16 protein-coding genes are annotated in these 17,915 nt (G+C 34.6%); 1 reads left to right on the top strand and 15 read right to left on the bottom strand.

All coding sequences use genetic code 11. The features are described 5' to 3' along the window. Positions 1–23: 23 nt before the first annotated feature. The gene (locus K332_RS0111285) at positions 24–260 is read right to left on the bottom strand and encodes a DUF896 domain-containing protein (RefSeq protein WP_026907545.1); all 237 of its coding nucleotides are present in this window, start codon (positions 258–260) and stop codon (positions 24–26) included. Positions 261–428: 168 nt separating this feature from the next. Continuing rightward, positions 429–1,088 (bottom strand): YneB family resolvase-like protein, encoded by a 660-nt coding sequence (locus K332_RS0111290; protein ID WP_026907546.1) that lies wholly within the window; start codon positions 1,086–1,088, stop codon positions 429–431. A 274-nt stretch (positions 1,089–1,362) separates the two neighbouring features. On the opposite strand from K332_RS0111290, the gene lexA reads away from it, so the two are divergent. Continuing rightward, entirely contained in the window at positions 1,363–1,986 is a 624-nt protein-coding gene (gene lexA, locus K332_RS0111300; protein WP_026907547.1) for a transcriptional repressor LexA, read from the top strand. A 307-nt stretch (positions 1,987–2,293) separates the two neighbouring features. On the opposite strand, the gene glnA is transcribed toward lexA, so the two are convergent. The 13 genes from glnA to miaB all read right to left on the bottom strand — a co-directional run bounded on the left by glnA (position 2,294) and on the right by miaB (position 17,615). Then, positions 2,294–3,625, bottom strand: a complete 1,332-nt coding sequence (gene glnA, locus K332_RS0111305; RefSeq protein ID WP_026907548.1) for a type I glutamate--ammonia ligase — start codon at positions 3,623–3,625, stop codon at positions 2,294–2,296. A gap of 29 nt (positions 3,626–3,654) precedes the next feature. Then, complete coding sequence (locus tag K332_RS0111310; protein WP_026907549.1) at positions 3,655–4,050, bottom strand: MerR family transcriptional regulator; 396 nt, start codon at positions 4,048–4,050, stop codon at positions 3,655–3,657. Between the two features lie 747 nt (positions 4,051–4,797). Then, positions 4,798–6,021, bottom strand: coding sequence for a methionine gamma-lyase family protein (locus tag K332_RS0111320; RefSeq protein WP_026907550.1), 1,224 nt, complete (start codon positions 6,019–6,021; stop codon positions 4,798–4,800). 4 nt (positions 6,022–6,025) lie between these two features. Further along, on the bottom strand, positions 6,026–7,267 hold the full coding sequence (hflX, locus tag K332_RS0111325; RefSeq protein ID WP_026907551.1) for a GTPase HflX: 1,242 nt from the start codon (positions 7,265–7,267) through the stop codon (positions 6,026–6,028). A 54-nt stretch (positions 7,268–7,321) separates the two neighbouring features. Then, a complete protein-coding gene (gene spoVK, locus K332_RS0111330; RefSeq protein ID WP_026907552.1) occupies positions 7,322–8,254 on the bottom strand; it encodes a stage V sporulation protein K in 933 nt (310 codons plus the stop codon). 144 nt (positions 8,255–8,398) lie between these two features. Then, positions 8,399–8,623, bottom strand: coding sequence for an RNA chaperone Hfq (gene hfq / locus K332_RS0111335; protein ID WP_026907553.1), 225 nt, complete (start codon positions 8,621–8,623; stop codon positions 8,399–8,401). 44 nt (positions 8,624–8,667) lie between these two features. Then, a complete protein-coding gene (miaA, locus tag K332_RS0111340; protein WP_026907554.1) occupies positions 8,668–9,600 on the bottom strand; it encodes a tRNA (adenosine(37)-N6)-dimethylallyltransferase MiaA in 933 nt (310 codons plus the stop codon). A 22-nt stretch (positions 9,601–9,622) separates the two neighbouring features. Further along, positions 9,623–10,072, bottom strand: coding sequence for a Dps family protein (locus K332_RS0111345; protein ID WP_026907555.1), 450 nt, complete (start codon positions 10,070–10,072; stop codon positions 9,623–9,625). Between the two features lie 96 nt (positions 10,073–10,168). Further along, positions 10,169–12,028, bottom strand: coding sequence for a DNA mismatch repair endonuclease MutL (gene mutL, locus K332_RS0111350; protein WP_026907556.1), 1,860 nt, complete (start codon positions 12,026–12,028; stop codon positions 10,169–10,171). A 22-nt stretch (positions 12,029–12,050) separates the two neighbouring features. Then, complete coding sequence (gene mutS / locus K332_RS0111355; protein WP_026907557.1) at positions 12,051–14,651, bottom strand: DNA mismatch repair protein MutS; 2,601 nt, start codon at positions 14,649–14,651, stop codon at positions 12,051–12,053. Positions 14,652–14,765: 114 nt separating this feature from the next. Beyond that, positions 14,766–15,347, bottom strand: a complete 582-nt coding sequence (gene cotE, locus K332_RS0111360) for an outer spore coat protein CotE (RefSeq protein ID WP_026907558.1) — start codon at positions 15,345–15,347, stop codon at positions 14,766–14,768. A 261-nt stretch (positions 15,348–15,608) separates the two neighbouring features. Next, positions 15,609–16,037, bottom strand: a complete 429-nt coding sequence (locus tag K332_RS0111365; RefSeq protein ID WP_026907559.1) for a YlbF/YmcA family competence regulator — start codon at positions 16,035–16,037, stop codon at positions 15,609–15,611. Next, positions 16,038–17,615 carry a tRNA (N6-isopentenyl adenosine(37)-C2)-methylthiotransferase MiaB gene (gene miaB / locus K332_RS0111370; protein WP_026907560.1) on the bottom strand — a complete coding sequence of 526 codons (1,578 nt, stop codon included), beginning with the start codon at positions 17,613–17,615 and terminating at the stop codon, positions 16,038–16,040. It abuts the gene before it with no gap. Between the last annotated feature and the right edge of the window lie 300 nt (positions 17,616–17,915).

Genomic DNA, 17,915 nt, shown 5'->3' on the forward strand with positions numbered 1-17,915 from the left:
AATTATTGATAGAATGAGAATATTTAGTGTTGTCTATTCCGCTCTTGTAAATCTCGAACCTTCTTAGGAGTTACATCATTTCCAGCTGGATCGATGACAGTCATTGTTTTAAATTGATTTTTAAAAGAACTTCGAATATTGTTTAAATATTCTTCTCGTAGTTGCTTTTGTTCCTTTTTTTCTTCTTCTGTTAAACCTGCTGTTGTTTTTGCCTTACTGGCTAAAGCGTTAATCCTCTCTAATTTTTCCTTGGTTAGCATATTTAAATACCTCCTAAGCCTAATTATCTCGTTTAAATTAAAACTGACTGTAATAACGATACTTCATTAATATGAAATTTATTAGAATTATACAGCCAATATAAACCACACTGATTTGATTTATCACATTCAAAAAGCAAGAACAATTAATGTCCTTGCTTTATAATATTACCTGTTCAATTTATTTGAATCAATTAATTGGTATTCCTGATATCTTCGATGAACTGTCGCCTTGGAGATTTCATAACCTAATCCATTTAATGTATTAGTTATTTCACCAAATGTTAGATTATTATTTCGAAGTCGAACAATCTCAGATAACGGTACGTCCTTTCTTTCTCGTCCAGGTGACATGTGAATATTCGCTAGGTTGTTTGCGGGATTATAGCCGTTTTTGATTGCTTTTTTCATGCCACGCTTTATTTTGATATTATGAATTTTACGTTGATATTCTTCTACTATCCCAACTATTTGTAATACCATAGAATCGGATTCCGAAAGTTCTAACTCACCATCATGTATGGCTGTATATATTTGTATATTCTGTTTAGCCAATTGGTGAAATAATGCAATTTTTGTATTACCTCTACCTAGTCTAGTCTCATCTTGTATAAGGAGGGCATTAGCTTGTCCATTTTCAAATAGAGCTAGCATTTCAAAAATCCCTTCACGTTCAACCTCATATCCACTTTCTTTTTCCTCAATACATTTCACTACATGGAGATGATATCTCTCCGCTAATCTATACAATTCTTCTTTTTGTCTTGCTAATGATGATTCCTGTACTTCTTTATTTGTACTTACTCTACAGTAGATGATAACGTCCAATGAAAAAACTCCTATTATGCACTAATTAATGAAAGGTATAAGAATCCTAATGTTAAAGCGAAAGCAACAATATAAAATAAGTCTGTCTTATTTACTTTTCCAAACATTTCTTCATCATCCTTTCCAATTTCATTATATAAGAACCTTTGTTCGCTATCCTTAGTATATCAGAACATGTGCTCTTGTCAACACTTTTTTCGAACGAATGTTTGCATATCTTTTTAATCAATGGTAAACTAGCATTAATAAATAATATGTGCGAGGTGTTTAATAGATGACAAAATTATCAACTAGACAACAAGCGATTCTAGATTACATAAAAGAACAAGTAAGATTAAAAGGTTATCCTCCTTCTGTTAGGGAGATTGCTGAAGCGGTAGGTCTAGCTTCAAGCTCTACTGTTCATGGGCACCTATCTAGATTAGAAAGCAAAGGTTTCATCCGTCGTGACCCTACTAAACCAAGAGCAATTGAAATACTAGATTTAGAAGAAGAAAATAATATTCCTAAGGACGAGGCTCGTTATGCTCCAGTTATTGGTAAGGTAACTGCTGGTATACCGATTACAGCTGTGGAAAATATTGAGGAATTCGTTCCTATTCCAAGTTCTACAGCAGGACCAGATGAAAATTTATTCGTTCTAGTTATAGATGGTGAAAGTATGATTGAAGCAGGAATATTAGATGGAGACATGGTTATTGTCAAACAACAAAATAGTGCTCAAAACGGAGATATTGTTGTCGCAATGACAGAAGATGATGAAGCGACGGTTAAGCGTTTCTTCAAAGAAAAAGATTATATTCGACTTCAACCAGAAAATGCTACAATGGAGCCGTTAATATATAATAACGTTTCTATTCTAGGAAAAGTCGTTGGTCTATACCGTCATATTAAATAATTTTAGAAATGTTTGTGTACACTCCCCCTTAAGCGAACTAGCTGATTATGTTATCCTATAAGAGAAAAATCAGTTAGACATCACGAAGCTATAAGGAGAATACTTCAACAATTCAATGAAAGCTTTCTATGTTTATTTTCAAAAAATCAAGATGAATTTATACTTTTCTAACATAAAAAAAGCTGATTAACATTGTCCTCTGTTAATCAGCTTTTATATTTTACTTTTATCTGTTTACGGGGTGAAATTGGGATATAATCATTACTATCCATCATTTAATCTTCTCACACCAGACCAATACCCATACTTAATACATCGTTAAATATTGCTCACGTTCCCACGGGTGGACAGTCGTACGGAACATATCCCACTCTATCTCTTTTGCTTCAATAAAGTGCTCAAATAAATGATCTCCCAATGAATTTACAATTACTTCATTTTGCTTCAATAATTCTAGTGCATCCATTAGTGTAGCAGGTAAATTTTGAATACGGTTTTCAAGACGCTCTTCCTCTGTCATGACATAAATATTGCGATCCACTGCTGGTGGCGGTGTTAATTTATTTTGTACTCCATCAAGACCGGCAGCTAGTAAAACTGACAATGCCATATAAGGATTAGCAGCAGGATCCACACTGCGTACCTCTACACGAGTACTTACTCCTCTCGAATTAGGAATACGTAATAATGGACTTCTGTTCATCGCAGACCATGCAACATAACTCGGAGCTTCATAACCAGGTACTAAACGCTTATAAGAGTTCACTGTTGGATTCGTAACTGCAGTAAATCCTATCGCATGTTTCATAATCCCACCAATGAAATGAAAAGCAGTTTCACTTAACTGTAAATTTCCCTTAGTATCAAAAAATGCATTTTCTCCATTTTTGAATAAGGACATATTGACGTGCATTCCTGAACCATTCACACCAAATAATGGCTTTGGCATAAATGTAGCATGGAGATTATGTTTTCTAGCAATTGTTTTGACAACTAATTTAAATGTTTGAATATCATCGGCATGTTTAACCGCCTCGGAATATTTAAAATCAATTTCATGTTGACCTGGGGCTACCTCATGATGAGATGCTTCAATTTCAAAACCCATTTCCTCTAATTCAAGAACGATATCACGACGGCAATTCTCACCTAAATCCGTTGGTGCCAAATCAAAATAACCACCATGATCATTTAATTCAAGTGAAGGATTTCCGTTTGCATCAAGCTTAAACAAGAAAAACTCTGGTTCTGTTCCAATATTAAACGCATCAAAACCTAAGTCTTCCATTTTCTTAAGATTTCTCTTCAAATTATATCTTGGGCAGCCTTCAAATGGTGTCCCATCAGGATTATAAATATCACAAATAAATCGAGCCACTTTTCCTTTTTCGGATGTCCAAGGAAATACAACAAAGGAATCTAAATCTGGGTATAAATACATATCAGATTCTTCAATCCTTACAAAACCTTCAATAGAGGAACCATCAAACATCATCTTATTGTCTAATGCTTTGTCCAATTGACTTAGTGGAATTTCAACGTTTTTTATCGTTCCTAACATGTCTGTAAATTGAAGTCTAATAAACCTAACATTCTCCTCTTTAATCTTACTTTCGATTTCCTCACGAGAATAACCCATACATTATCTTCCTCCTAGTTTTAAGTAATTTAACGATTTACAAAGAATCGCGATAATTCCCCTTGACGTAAACTTGCTTTGCCGAAGCGTCCCGCTCCAGAAATTTCACTTTTTAAGATTTCCCTTAATTCTCTTTTTGAAATCTCTGCTTGTTTCTTTTCCTGAACAGGTATTACTTTAACATCTTCTTCTGATAGCAATAATTTAATTCCAGCAAGGTTCAATCCTTTGTCTAAGTAGTTTTTTATCTCTAGAAGACGATCAACATCATTGAATGAGAATAATCGCTGATTACCAGCTGTACGTTCCGGATGGATTAATTCATTTTCTTCGTAATAGCGTATTTGTCTAGCAGTAAGTTCTGTAAGCTTCATAACTATACCGATTCCAAACAGAGGCATCGAACGCCGATCCTTATCATTCATGACTAGACCTCCTTTTCACATTAATTAGTATATATCATGTAAGGTTCCCTGTCAAACGGATGTTAGGTTACCTTACATTACATTATTTTTTTACTCTAACAAACCATTCAAAACATAAAAATTTAATGACGGATAGTTTATAATGTCTACTCTTTTAGTAAGTGAAAAGTTAATACATAGTTGATAGAAACTGCGCGGTAACTAATAATCTTTGGTAGTGCATCAAACCCGCTCCGGAAATACACTGCGCTTTCCATGGGCGGCTGGTGAGCCTCCTCGTGCTAACGCACTGCGGGGTCTCACCTATGCCTATCCTCCCATAGGAGTCTCCGTGTATTTCCGGAGCTAGTGTAGATTGAATACAATGACTTCACTTGTCACCTAAAATGTGTTTTTAAACTATCTTTAATTAGAAAACTAATCCTAGCATAGGCAGAATACGGAGACTCCTACGGGAATAGCACGTGTCCGAAGACCCCGCAGCGGCGAACTTTCCGCGAGGAGGCTGAGGCCGTGCCCGTGGAAAGCGGAGTATTCTGCCGGAGCGGTAGCATAGCAGTGCACCTCTCTGCATTCATTAATAGTGATGCTCTATAAACAGTAGTTACCGCACAGTTTATAGATTATCAGCAGCAATAAATATTCTACAAAAAGAAAAATCTGAACCAATAAATACGGATTCTAATGATAGAACTTTGTATATTAGCCCAGATTTTTTAAGTAATCTCTTTTCCTAGTTAGTTCTACTTAAGACATTATTGCTTGTACTGCTTCAATTAAAGCAATTTTAACATGTGCGTAAGTTAGTCCACCTTGTACAAATGCTGTATATGGAGGGCGAATTGGTCCATCAGCAGATAATTCGATGCTAGAGCCTTGAATAAATGTGCCCGCTGCCATAATTACTTCATCCTCATATCCTGGCATTTCACTTGGATATGGGGTTACAAAAGAATTTACAGGAGAGTTCTTTTGAATTGCTTGGCAAAAAGCAATCATTTGTTCAGCTGTTTCAAAAGTTACAGACTGAATAAGGTCTGTTCTTTTTGCTTGATAATGTGGCTTTGTTACAAATCCTAACAATTCTAAAAATCTTGATGTAAACACAGCACCTTTTAATGCTTCACCTACAATCAGTGGTGCTAGGAAGAAACCTTGATACATTTCCTGCAATAAATGAAAAGTCGCCCCTAGCTCTTTCCCTAAACCTGGTGCTGTTAAACGGTATGAACATAGAGTAACTAAATCTTCCCTCCCTACGATATAGCCTCCTGCTCGTACAATTCCACCACCTGGGTTTTTAATTAAAGATCCTGCTATTATATCTACGCCAACATGAAGAGGTTCTCGGTCCTCAACAAATTCTCCATAACAGTTATCAGTAAAAATAATCAGATCTTCTCGGATAGATTTAACAAAGGAAACCATTTCCGCTATTTCGTCTATTGTAAAAGAAGGACGATCTGCATATCCCTTCGAACGCTGAATAGCTACAACTTTTGTATTTTCACCGATCGCCTCTTGAATGGCAGGGTAATTGATGCTACCATTTTCTGCTAATGCTACTTCATTGTATGTAATATTAAAATCTTTCAAGGAACCTGTGTCCTTTCCTCTATTACCAATAACCTCTTCAAGCGTGTCATAAGGTTTCCCAGTGATATAGAGTAGTTCATCTCCAGGCCTTAGTAACCCAAATAAAACCGTTGTAATGGCATGTGTACCAGAAACTAATTGTGGCCTGACGATTGCGGATTCTCCACCGAACACGTCGGCATAAACCGCTTCAAGTGTATCTCGTCCATAATCATCATAACCATAGCCACTTGTTGAATTAAAGTGGCTATCACTTACTTTATTCTTTTTAAAGGAGTCAAGTACCCTTTTTTGATTTACTTCCACTGTATAATTAATTTGTTTATGCATCGTAGCGATGTCTTTTTCTACTTGTTCTACAACTTTCTCTATCATGTTTTTAATTTTTCTCCTTTATAATCCCTTTTAGTGGATGTTCGGAACGAATATATCCACTGATCACATACGTTTCTTTAACTTCATCGAATATTTTTTCACTAAGAATTGTCTCGTGCTCAAATCGATTAAGCAATTTCCCATCACTGGCTTCTAATGAAAATTGATAAGAATCCCATTCTATTTTTATAACGTCTTCCACTTTTTTTATTAATTCCGTTAAATCTTCTGCATCAAGAGCGCTAATCATAATATAAGGACGATTATGAGGAATAAACTCTTCATTGACCAAGTCCTTTTTATTATAAACTGTAAGCAACGGAATAGAACTACTATCCAGTTCAGCTAATAATTTTAAAACCGTTTCCTGATGTTGTTGATTATCGGGATGTGAACTATCTACAACATGAAGTATGAAATCTGCTTCACTCACTTCTTCTAACGTGGAACGAAAGGCTGCAATTAATGTAGTCGGAAGATGCTGAATAAACCCAACCGTATCAGTCAATAAGACCTGAAATCCAGATGGTAATTGTATTTTTCTAGTGAGTGGATCTAATGTTGCGAATAATTTATCTTCTTCCAAAGAGTCACTGTCGGTTAATCGATTAAACATCGTTGATTTTCCAGCGTTTGTATACCCGACAATTGCAATTTGAAAAACATCATTTTGTTTCCTGCGTTTCCGATACTGTTCACGTTGTCTAACCACTTCTTTAAGACGTCTCTTAATATCATCAATTCGCCTTCTAATATGACGCTGATCGGCTTCTAATTTGGTTTCACCAGGTCCTCTTGTTCCAATCCCAGCACCGAGTCGTGATAACTGGACTCCTTGCCCTCGTAATCTTGGTAATAAATATTGAAGCTGAGCTAATTCGACTTGAAGTTTTCCTTCCTTTGTTCTAGCTCGACTAGCAAAAATATCAAGTATTAATTGACTTCGATCAATCACACGACAATCGAAAAAGTCACTTAAATTTCTGGATTGACCAGCAGATAACTCATCATTAGAAATTACTAAATCTATTTCTAGTTCGTCAATTCTCTCTTTAATTTCAGCCATCTTACCTTCACCAATATAAAAAGCAGAATGAATTCTTTCCCTATTTTGTGTAATTACTTCTACTACCTTACCTCCAGCGGTATCTGCTAGAGAGATTAGTTCTTCTAAGGAGGATTCAAAATAATCATCCTGTTGGTTAGGTTTTTTAACAGCTATAGCAATAATTCTTTCATCAGACATTATTTATCTTTCTCCTTCATGAATTGCTGTATAAAAGTACAATTATTGGAATCATTACCAAATCGATTCGATATCTTCTAGCTTTAAATCATTTCCTGTTAGAAGGATAAGTTCATCTGATGTTATATTATCCTTATAAAGTAGTCTTACCGCCTGCATACGTATAGCATGTTCTATTACATTTCGGATAAAACGAGCGTTGGAAAAGTTCCTATTCATATTATTCTTTTGTTTATATAGATAATTCCTTATTTTCCACTCAGCATCTTTTGATAATTGATACTCTCTTTCAGAGGCCATTTGCCGGGCAATTTCAAGCAATTGATCCACATCATAATCTGTGAATTCAAGAATAAAAGGAAATCTCGACTTAAGCCCAGGATTAAGAGTTAAAAAACGGTCCATTTCATATGGGTATCCTGCCAAAATTAATACAAAGTCACCGCCACTATCTTCCATGTGTTTAACGAGAGTGTCAATAGCTTCTTTGCCAAAATCTCGTTCGCCACCCCTTGCTAAAGAATAGGCTTCATCAATAAAAAGTATTCCACCCAAAGCCTTTTGAATTAAGGCACGAGTTTTCTGTGCAGTTTGACCAATATATTCGCCTACTAAATCTGCTCTTTCCGCTTCAATAAAATGACCTTTTGATAATAGATTCATATCAAAGTATATTTTAGCTAATTTTCTAGCAACCGTTGTCTTTCCAGTTCCAGGGTTGCCTTTGAATAGCATATGCAATACTTGCTTTGTGTTAGATAGACCCATCTGGCTTCTTTTCTCATTGATTATAATAGTTGCATAGATTTCTTTAATTTTTCGTTTTAAATTTTCCATTCCAACAAAAGATGATAATTCTTGATCAATATGAGTAAATGGGTCTTTTCCTATATATTCTTGTTGATTATTATCTAATTTAGCTGCGTGATTATCTTGTAAGACAATATTTATTTTTCCATTTTTATGATGAATCCTTTGTGTACCCAACTTTATCACTCCTTAGTCATCTTATTATACGTAAGGAGCAATAAAGTTGTGACAAATGCCTATTTCTTATATGAGCGGAAAGTTCTTTATACTTTCCTAACCAATAAACCAAAAACGAACGCTATTTAAAGCGTTCGTTACAGTTTATTCTTTATCAAGATTCACATTTTTAGAAGGTGCAAAAGTAGAAATAGCATGTTTGAAAATTAATTGCTGTTTGCCTTCCGATTCCAATAAAACTGTAAAATTGTCAAATGCTTTGACAATACCTCTTAACTGAAAGCCATTCGTGAGAAACACGGTAACGGAAATATGCTCTTTTCTTAATTGATTCAAATATTGATCCTGAATGTTTACAGATTGTGCCACCTGATCTTCCTCCTCTTTTCTATCTATACTATATATATTTCTACTTAACTTTCAATAAATCCTGCTAAATCAACTAAAATATCATGAAATTTTTCATTAATTGTTAATGGGGTCAGTTCATACCAATTAACGTCCATTTTATTTTTAAACCAAGTATACTGTCTTTTTGCGTATCGTCGTGAATTTCGTTTTAATATTTCCAAAGAATCCTCTAAAGAAACTTCTCCAGCAAAATAAGGAATTAATTCCTTATATCCAATCGCTTTCATTGATTGATAGTTTGTATATCCTTTATCAATCAAGGACTTAACCTCTTCCAATAAACCTTGTTTAACCATGTCTTCAATTCGTTTATTAATTCGATTATATAACAAAGTGCGGTCCATCTCGAGGCCGACTAACATGCTTTCATACGGGCTTTCACCTGCTTGTTGCTTTTGGTATTCCGTCATGGTTAAACCCGTTTTCTGATAAATTTCTAACGCACGGATGACTCTCCTATTATTATTTGGATGAATTTTTTCAGCCTGGATAGGATCAATCGCTTTTAGTCGTTTGAATAAATGTTCAATACCAAATTGCTCCATTTCAGCTTCTAAGTTTTTTGTTAAGGCATCATCTCTCTTTTCATTAGAAAAATTATAATCATGTAGAACTGCTTGTATGTAAAGACCACTCCCCCCAACAATAATAGGAATATGGTTTCGTGCAGATATTTCTTTTATATACTTCTGGACATAGTACTGAAAATCACGGGCAGAGAACTCCTCATTTGGGGACTTGAGGTCAATCATATGATGTGGTATTCCTTCTGTTTCTTCCTCTTTAATTTTAGCAGTGCCAATATCCATACCTTTATAAACTTGCATGGAATCACCACTAATAATTTCCCCATTAAACTTCTTAGCAACTTCAATACTAAGCCTGGTTTTTCCAACAGCAGTTGGACCAACAATAACAATAACTTTTTGTTTCATTCAACTTCCCCTATTAATTCTTTTATTTATATGCGCGGTAAGCAGATAACATCCAAACATATTTTTCATAGCTTCCTAGAAGAGAAATTAATAAATCTTTTGTTGGTTCATCACTTCGCTCATCTGCAAGCTTAAATCCAACATCACGAATCTCAGTAATTAATTGCCTATAATCATCACGTAATTGGTCAATTATTTCATCTTCTTTATCATCTGCACTGGCTTCAACTAAAGTAGCTTCTTTTAAATACTTTGACATTGTTGCTAGTGGTTTTCCATCTATCATTAGAATTCTTTCTGCAACCTCATCAAGATCATTTGCGAACTTTTTGTACATTTCCTCAAATAATGAATGAAGTCCAAAAAAATGCCTTCCCTGTATAAACCAATGATATCGATGTAACTTTACGTACATCACAAATTGGTTAGATAAGAGTTGATTTAAAAAATTAATTAAATTTTGATTTTCCAACTGTACTCCACCTTTATAAAATCATAAAGTGCTTGTTTAACCTCTAAATTTCGCACTTATGTTTAGGATTATCGAAGTACAGTGGAAATATACCTATTACATGACACGTTTAAACATTTTTTCTAATTCATATGTTGTAAAGTGAACTATAATTGGTCGCCCATGTGGACAAGTAAATGGATCAGTAGTTTTTCTTAAATCTTCAAGTAATCGAAACATATCATCATTATTTAAATAGTGATTTGCTTTAATCGAACGTTTACATGACATTAAAATAGCAGCATCTTCACGAATTGCTTCTACATTTATTCGTTCATCTTGCATAATCTGCTCAATCATTTCTCTAATAACTTCCTCTTCAAAGTTCTTTGGAAACCAATTAGGGTACGATCTAATAATGTATGACTGATTACCAAAACTTTCAAAAAATAAGCCCACATTCTCTAATTCCGATTTATAATGTTCGATAAAAATTGATTCTTGCTTTGAAAATTCAAAGGTAATTGGAATGAGTAATTCTTGTACTTCATTTGAAGTTTGCCCTAGTTTTTTCTTGAAGAACTCATATTTGATCCGTTCTTGTGCTGCATGTTGGTCAATCATATAAAAACCATTTTCATTTTGAGCTAATATATATGTTCCATGTAATTGGCCAATTGGATACATAGCTGGAACACGATCATTTGGTGCAATTACCTCTTCTTGATTCGTATTCACTTCTTGATGAACAAACGTTTGTTTGAACTCTTTTTGTGTATATATTTTTTCCTGTTCATTGTCTTTTTGATTTACTATTGGCTGTTTCTCTGTAAGCTTTTGTATGATAGATTCTTGTTGATAACTTATTGTATCCGTGTCATTAGTTGGTTGCCATGATTCTCTTGCAACTGGTAAAGTTTCATCAAAGTTTAACGATCTCTGAAAGCTTTGCTTTGGTATATCTTTAGACTTTTGTTCCATTTCAGGAATTAATCTAGTTTGTCTAAAGGTTGTACGGATTTGATCTTCAATTAACGTATAAAGTTCTTTATCCTTACTAAACCTTGCTTCCAGTTTCGTTGGATGGACATTGACATCAACCAATATTGGATCCATTTCCACTTGTAGCACGACTACAGGCGAACGGCCGATAGGTAACAAAGTATGATATCCACGGATAATAGCTTGGGTGATTGGGATACTTTTTATATATCTACCGTTTAAAATAATCGAAATATAAGATCTTGATGCTCTAGTAATCTCAGGCTTTGCAATATACCCATTTATCTTGAAATCTAGCGTTTCTACTTTAATTGGTAGCATTTTCCTGGCAACGCCCATACCGTAAATTTGTGCGATAACTTGCAGTAAATCCCCAGTTCCAGGTGTTTTAAATAAAGGTTTACCATTATGTGTCGCTTCAAAACGGATTTCAGGATGCGATAGCGAAAGCCTGTTTAATAAATCTGTTATATGCCCTAGTTCCGTATGAATTGTCTTCATATATTTCAATCGAGCAGGGGTGTTGTAAAATAAATCGGAAACGGTTATCTCCGTACCCTTTCTAGCGTCACTTTTACCCTTTTCAAGCACTTCTCCACCTTCAAGAGATAAAAATGTTCCAGCAGAATCTCCCTGTGACGTCTTAATTGTTAATCGACTGACAGATGCAATACTGGCTAGAGCTTCACCTCGGAAGCCTAGTGTATGCACATGAAATAGATCTGATTCATTACGAATTTTACTAGTTGCATGACGAAGAAAAGATCTCTCTACATCATCCTCAGCCATTCCTTCTCCATCATCTGTTATTTTTATTTGTTCTAGTCCAGCTTCGTTAACGTCTATTTTTATCCAGCTGCTTCCTGCATCGATACTATTTTCGACTAACTCTTTTACAACAGAAGCTGGTCTCTCAACGACCTCACCTGCAGCTATTTTATTCGCTAATGCATCTGGCATTTGAAATATTTTCATTAGAAAGTATCCTTTCTATTTACTACTTTGTTATCACCTTTTGTTTTGCTAACTTTTGCAAACGATGCAGTTCATTCATCGCCTCTAATGGTGTCATGTCAAACAAATCTAAGTCAGTTAAGTTTTCAAGTATTGTAGATTCTTCCTCAGCTCCTATTTTTGATTTAGATTTTTCCAGCTTAACAACTTCTTCAAAGAATGAAAGTTGATTAGTTTCTTCAATTGCCATATGTTGATTCTCACCTGAATCAAAGCTTTCTAATTGATTTAAAATCACACTTGCACGTTTGATCAATTCATCTGGTAAGTTTGCAAGTTTAGCAACATGAATACCATAACTTTTATCTGCAGCACCGTCTTTTATTTGATGCAGAAATACAACATTACCTTCATATTCCTCTGCACGAACATGAATATTTTTTAATCTTGGAAGACTTTCTTCTAATGCTGTTAATTCATGATAATGAGTGGAGAATAATGTTTTTGCATGGATATTATCATGTATAAACTCAACAATGGATTGAGCAAGTGCCATTCCATCGTAAGTACTTGTACCACGTCCAATTTCATCAAGTAGGATTAAGCTTCTTTCAGTCGCGTTAGCAATTGCATGATTTGCTTCGAGCATTTCAACCATGAAGGTACTTTGACCTGATACAAGATCATCGGCTGCTCCAATCCGGGTAAAAATTTGATCAAAAATAATAAGTTCTGCATCATCACATGGTACAAAACAGCCAATTTGTCCCATGATCGCTATTAATGCCAATTGTCTCATATACGTACTCTTACCAGACATATTGGGACCTGTGATTAATAAAATACTTTTTTCATTATCTAACATAATATCATTTGGAACAAATGTCCCATCATCCATTACTTTTTCAATAACTGGGTGACGACCAGATTTAATTTTCAATTTTGCATCAGTGAAACTTGGTTTCTTGTAATTATTTGCTTCACTTACAGTTGCAAATGCTTGAAGTACATCTATTTTGCTTACAATGTCCGCTAAATATTGAATCCTTGGAATTTGCGATTTGATTTCTTCCCGTAATTCACTAAATAGGTTGTACTCCAAGTTAATGCTTTTTTCCTCTGCCTCTAGTATTAACTGCTCTTTTTCCTTTAGTTCTGGTGTGATAAATCGTTCCGCATTGGTTAATGTTTGCTTACGTTCATATTTACCTTCTGGCAAAAGGTGGAGATTTGCTTTTGTTACTTCAATATAATAGCCAAACACACGATTATAGCCAATTTTTAATGACTTAATATTTGTTTCTTGTTTTTCCTTTTGTTCTAGTTCTGCAATCCACTTTTTACCGTTCCTCGAAGCATATCGATACGTATCTAGTTGTTCATGATAGCCATCCTTGATAATACCTCCTTCTTTTATGGAAATCGGTGGATCATCTATAATACTAGTTTCCAGAATATCAACTATTTCACTTGGATATTCTAAGTGATCAGCTAACTGATGAATAAAGTTATTATCGAAAGATGCAAGTATATCCTTTATTTCTGGAATTTTTTTTAATGACTTTTTGAGTTGGATAAGATCACGTGCATTTACATTTCCGAATGCAATTCTTCCGGCTAGCCGTTCTAGATCATAGACAGATTTTAAACTTTCTCGTAATGAATCTCGTTCCATAAATGCATGATAAAAGCCTTCAACCGCTTCTAATCGATTTTCAATTTGAATTTTATCTAGCAATGGTCGCTCTAACCATTTTTTTAACATCCTTGAACCCATCGCAGTAACTGTTTTATCTAATACCCAAAGTAAACTACCATGTCTTCCCTTTCTAAGGATTGTTTCGGTTAACTCCAGATTACGCTTAGAGTACATATCTAGTGAAAGATAAGCATTAAGCTCAATAATCTCTGCTTGTTTTAAGTGATCTAAAGAACGTTTTTGCGTAAATTGGACATAATTTAGCAAACGACTAAATGCTTTTACTAATCGTTCATCATTTAAGTTTTCACAAATAGCACGATATTCCCCATTAAAGGTTACTTCGTCCTGATAAGACAATGTTACTTGTAATCTGTCCTTTAACTGTGTTTGTAGTTCATCTGACAGGTTAGATGAAACCACAATCTCTTTTATTGGTTGGTTATAAAGTTCATGGATTACTCGGTCAAATCCTGAATTTATTTGAGCAATTCTACTTTCACCGGTTGAAAGATCACAATAGACTACGACAAATGATCCATCCTGAAAATGTGATAGACTTGCAATATAATTATTATTCCGTTCACTTAACATGGTACTTTCCATAACCGTTCCAGGAGTAATTAGTTGTACCACTTCACGCTTAACAACTCCTTTTGCGGTTTTGGGGTCTTCCACTTGTTCACAAATGGCTACTTTATACCCTTTCTCCACTAAATTCTTTATATAATTCCCTGCTGCATGATAAGGTACACCACACATTGGAATCTTTTCATCTTGTCCACCATCGCGTTTTGTTAACGTGATCTCCAATTCTCTTGATGCTTTAATAGCATCCTCAAAAAACATCTCATAAAAATCACCTAATCGAAAGAATAAAAATGCATCCTTATGTTCTGCCTTTATTCTTAAATATTGTTCCATCATTGGTGTATGTTTTGCCATTACAAAATCCTCCAAAAGCCTACATATTATTCTAATATTATAGCATAAAATATCACATGTACCGTGAAACTAGTGTAAAAAAAAACTTACGAGGAACAACCCCCCGTAAGTTTTCTAGTCTTTACTTCTTGAACTTGAGCTACTCTCAAGAAAGTCTGGTTTTAAATCACTTAACTCATCCTCAGTTACAGCATAATCCCAACTTTCATCATCATCATGTTGTTTGAATCCTTTTGGTTTAACTTTCACATAAATTTTTGTTTCGCCAACGACTTGCACCATAAATTCTCTTTCAATGTCTACTAGGATCTTATTACCTTGATTTGAAATTCTGCACTCCAGGCAATTTGGTTGTTGTAACACCTTGCAAATTACATCATAATCATCATTAATGCAATTATCATCTAAAACACCTAGAGGAATTAAGTCGCAGTATGTTACTCTTTCCGTAACTACCTCTGTTTTTGTATTATCATTATAGGAATACCAAATGTTAATGTCGTAGCTTCCATTAACTTCAATGGTATCTTCAGATTTTTTCTTTGCGTTATATAGATGATTAATAACCCAGCATCCTAAGATACTTGTAGGTCTATGTGATGGCGAAATTGAATGAGTAGCTTGCGTGAACTTTTTACCTTTGCCGATAACCGCTTTTGTAATAATTTCTCGGTAGTCTTTATCTAGAAAACTCATAATTACGTTTACCTCCTCTTTTTTCATAGTCATTTTATGCAAGACAAATACCTAATGTTCATCATGAAACTAGGAAAGGTAAATAATTATGAATTTTTTTAGGCGATAACCGTTACGGAATGATAGTTAGAGGGATTTTAAGAATAAAAAAAGCTAAGTAAGAATTTTATTCTTACTTAGCTTTTTGAGCTTAGAATAATCGTTTTCCTAAGTCCACACAGTATTTCTATTTATTAATCTATGTTTCTGTAGTATGAAAACTTAATGATCGCAGCCAACGCTGTTTTTATCTGCTGATGCTGTTTTTCCTGATAGTGGATCTCCACCTGTTGCTTCGATTACTTTGTTGGTTACTTCTCGTGCAATCGTTCCAGATACGAGTTGTAACACATCATTAACGACGATTTGAGTTTCTTTAAATTCTTGTACAATTGGAATCTCATCTACTTCAGCTTGCAGACGATCAATTTCTTCTTCAATTCGTTTTAAAGCTTCTCTTTTTTCATAAGCTTGAAAATTAACTGCTTGCTTTTGTAATGTTTTAATCTTTTGGATTAACTTTGTTACTTTTTGATTTTCATTTAATTTTGCTTCAACTTGTCTGAAGCGGTCGATTTCTTCTGTTCCCGCTAACATTTCTGCTAATTTTCTTGCTTCTTCAAGTACTTGTGTACGTGTATATTCAGCCATTTATTTCACCTCTACCGTATTTTCAACCATGACTCCGTTTAAGGACCATGTCTTTGTTTCTGTAATCTTAACATCTACAATTTTACCAATTGAAGATTTAGGCCCTATAAAGTTTACTAGTTTATTCCTCTCCGTATAGCCAGCTAGAACATTTGGATCTTTTTTACTTTCGCCTTCTACTAGTACCTTTACAGTTTTGTTCTCATATGACTTCATAGATGCCGCTGCTTGCTTGTTAACAAGCTCATTCAAGCGATATAAACGTTGCTTTTTCACTTCTTCCGGAACATCATCCTTTTTCTTTGCAGCTGGTGTTCCTTCACGTGGCGAATAGATAAATGTATATGCCGCTTCAAATCCAACTTCTTCTACAAGGGTCATTGTTTCCTCAAATTGTTCCTCTGTCTCATTAGGGAAACCAACAATAATATCAGTTGTAAGCGTAGCATTTGGCATTGCCTTACGGATTTTCCGTACTAATTCTAAATAATCTTCACGAGTATATTTACGATTCATTCGTTTTAATACTTCACTACTTCCTGATTGCACTGGTAAGTGGATATGGTCGAGTAAATTCCCACCTTTTCCAAGAACTTCAATTAGATGATCATCAAAGTCTCTTGGGTGGGATGTAGTAAAGCGAACTCTAGGAATATCAATTTTGTACATGTCATCCATTAAATCACCAAATCGATAATCTATGTCTTCAAAATCTTTCCCATACGCATTAACATTTTGACCTAGTAATGTTATTTCCTGATATCCCTGTGCTGCTAGATGTCGAACCTCTTGAATAATATCCTCTGGTCTACGACTTCTCTCTTTACCACGAGTCATTGGAACAATGCAATATGTACAGAATTTATCACATCCATACATAATATTAACCCATGCTTTAATGTTCCCTTTACGTACTTTTGGAAGGTTTTCAATAATATCTCCTTCCTTAGACCAAACTTCAACTACTTGTGCTTTACTAAACATTGCTTCTTGAACTAAGTTTGGTAAACGATGAATGTTATGTGTACCAAACACAATATCAATATGTTGATGTTTTTTCATGATTCTATCTACAACGGATTCTTCCTGTGACATACAGCCACAAACTCCAAGAATCAGATCCGGTTTCTCAAGTTTTAATGGTTTTAAGTGACCAATTTCACCGAATACCTTATTTTCAGCATTTTCACGAATGGCACAAGTGTTTAGTAAAATAAGATCTGCTTCAGTTGTTTCTGTTGTTGATTCATATCCCATTTCGGTTAAAATTCCAGCCATAACTTCTGTATCATGCTCATTCATTTGGCAACCGTATGTTCTTATAAGAAATTTTTTCCCCTTGCCTATGCTTTCCATTTCGTCAGGAATCTGAAAATCATAGTGGAATTGAACTTCTTCCTTACGACGCTTTCTTGCTTTTTTTAAATCCGGTGGCTGATAGCTAGTTTGGAAATACTTGGCAATCAGATCATCACTAGAAATATTTTTAATGCGATCGATATTATCTTTCTCAGAAAGTTTATCCTCAGATTGAACTGGGTTAATTTGATCTTGTTCAAGACGTTGCTTCTCGTTCATTAATCAATCTCCTTTCTATCTATGAAGAAAAATATTATATGTATTGTTGTTCATTATTACAGTATAAAGCCTTTCCATAAAATTAACAATAAATGTGAAAAAACGACACAATTAAATCACAAACAGTAGAAGCCTTTTAGACTAAAAGGCTGTATTGTACAACTTTGTTGTTTTTATTGGGCATTATTCTACCAAATAGTAGATAGAAACTATGCGGTAACTTAACTTAGGATTTTGAGTTGAGCATCTAACTCCGCTCCGGAAATACACTCCGCTTTCCGCGGGCGGCTGGTGAGCCTC

Source organism: Paucisalibacillus globulus DSM 18846 (assembly GCF_000482485.1).
In the GTDB taxonomy this organism is placed as follows: Bacteria; Bacillota; Bacilli; order Bacillales; family Amphibacillaceae; genus Ornithinibacillus; species Ornithinibacillus globulus.

Bases quoted from the DNA above. Each gene is read 5' to 3' on its own strand.
- cotE (WP_026907558.1), bottom strand. From the start codon at position 15,347: ATGAGTTTTCTAGATAAAGACTACCGAGAAATTATTACAAAAGCGGTT.
- K332_RS0111320 (WP_026907550.1), bottom strand. From the start codon at position 6,021: ATGATAGAGAAAGTTGTAGAACAAGTAGAAAAAGACATCGCTACGATG.
- K332_RS0111285 (WP_026907545.1), bottom strand. From the start codon at position 260: ATGCTAACCAAGGAAAAATTAGAGAGGATTAACGCTTTAGCCAGTAAG.
- hflX (WP_026907551.1), bottom strand. From the start codon at position 7,267: ATGTCTGATGAAAGAATTATTGCTATAGCTGTTAAAAAACCTAACCAA.
- mutS (WP_026907557.1), bottom strand. From the start codon at position 14,651: ATGGCAAAACATACACCAATGATGGAACAATATTTAAGAATAAAGGCA.
- glnA (WP_026907548.1), bottom strand. From the start codon at position 3,625: ATGGGTTATTCTCGTGAGGAAATCGAAAGTAAGATTAAAGAGGAGAAT.
- K332_RS0111365 (WP_026907559.1), bottom strand. From the start codon at position 16,037: ATGGCTGAATATACACGTACACAAGTACTTGAAGAAGCAAGAAAATTA.
- lexA (WP_026907547.1), top strand. From the start codon at position 1,363: ATGACAAAATTATCAACTAGACAACAAGCGATTCTAGATTACATAAAA.
- mutL (WP_026907556.1), bottom strand. From the start codon at position 12,028: ATGAAAATATTTCAAATGCCAGATGCATTAGCGAATAAAATAGCTGCA.
- miaA (WP_026907554.1), bottom strand. From the start codon at position 9,600: ATGAAACAAAAAGTTATTGTTATTGTTGGTCCAACTGCTGTTGGAAAA.
- miaB (WP_026907560.1), bottom strand. From the start codon at position 17,615: ATGAACGAGAAGCAACGTCTTGAACAAGATCAAATTAACCCAGTTCAA.
- K332_RS0111310 (WP_026907549.1), bottom strand. From the start codon at position 4,050: ATGAATGATAAGGATCGGCGTTCGATGCCTCTGTTTGGAATCGGTATA.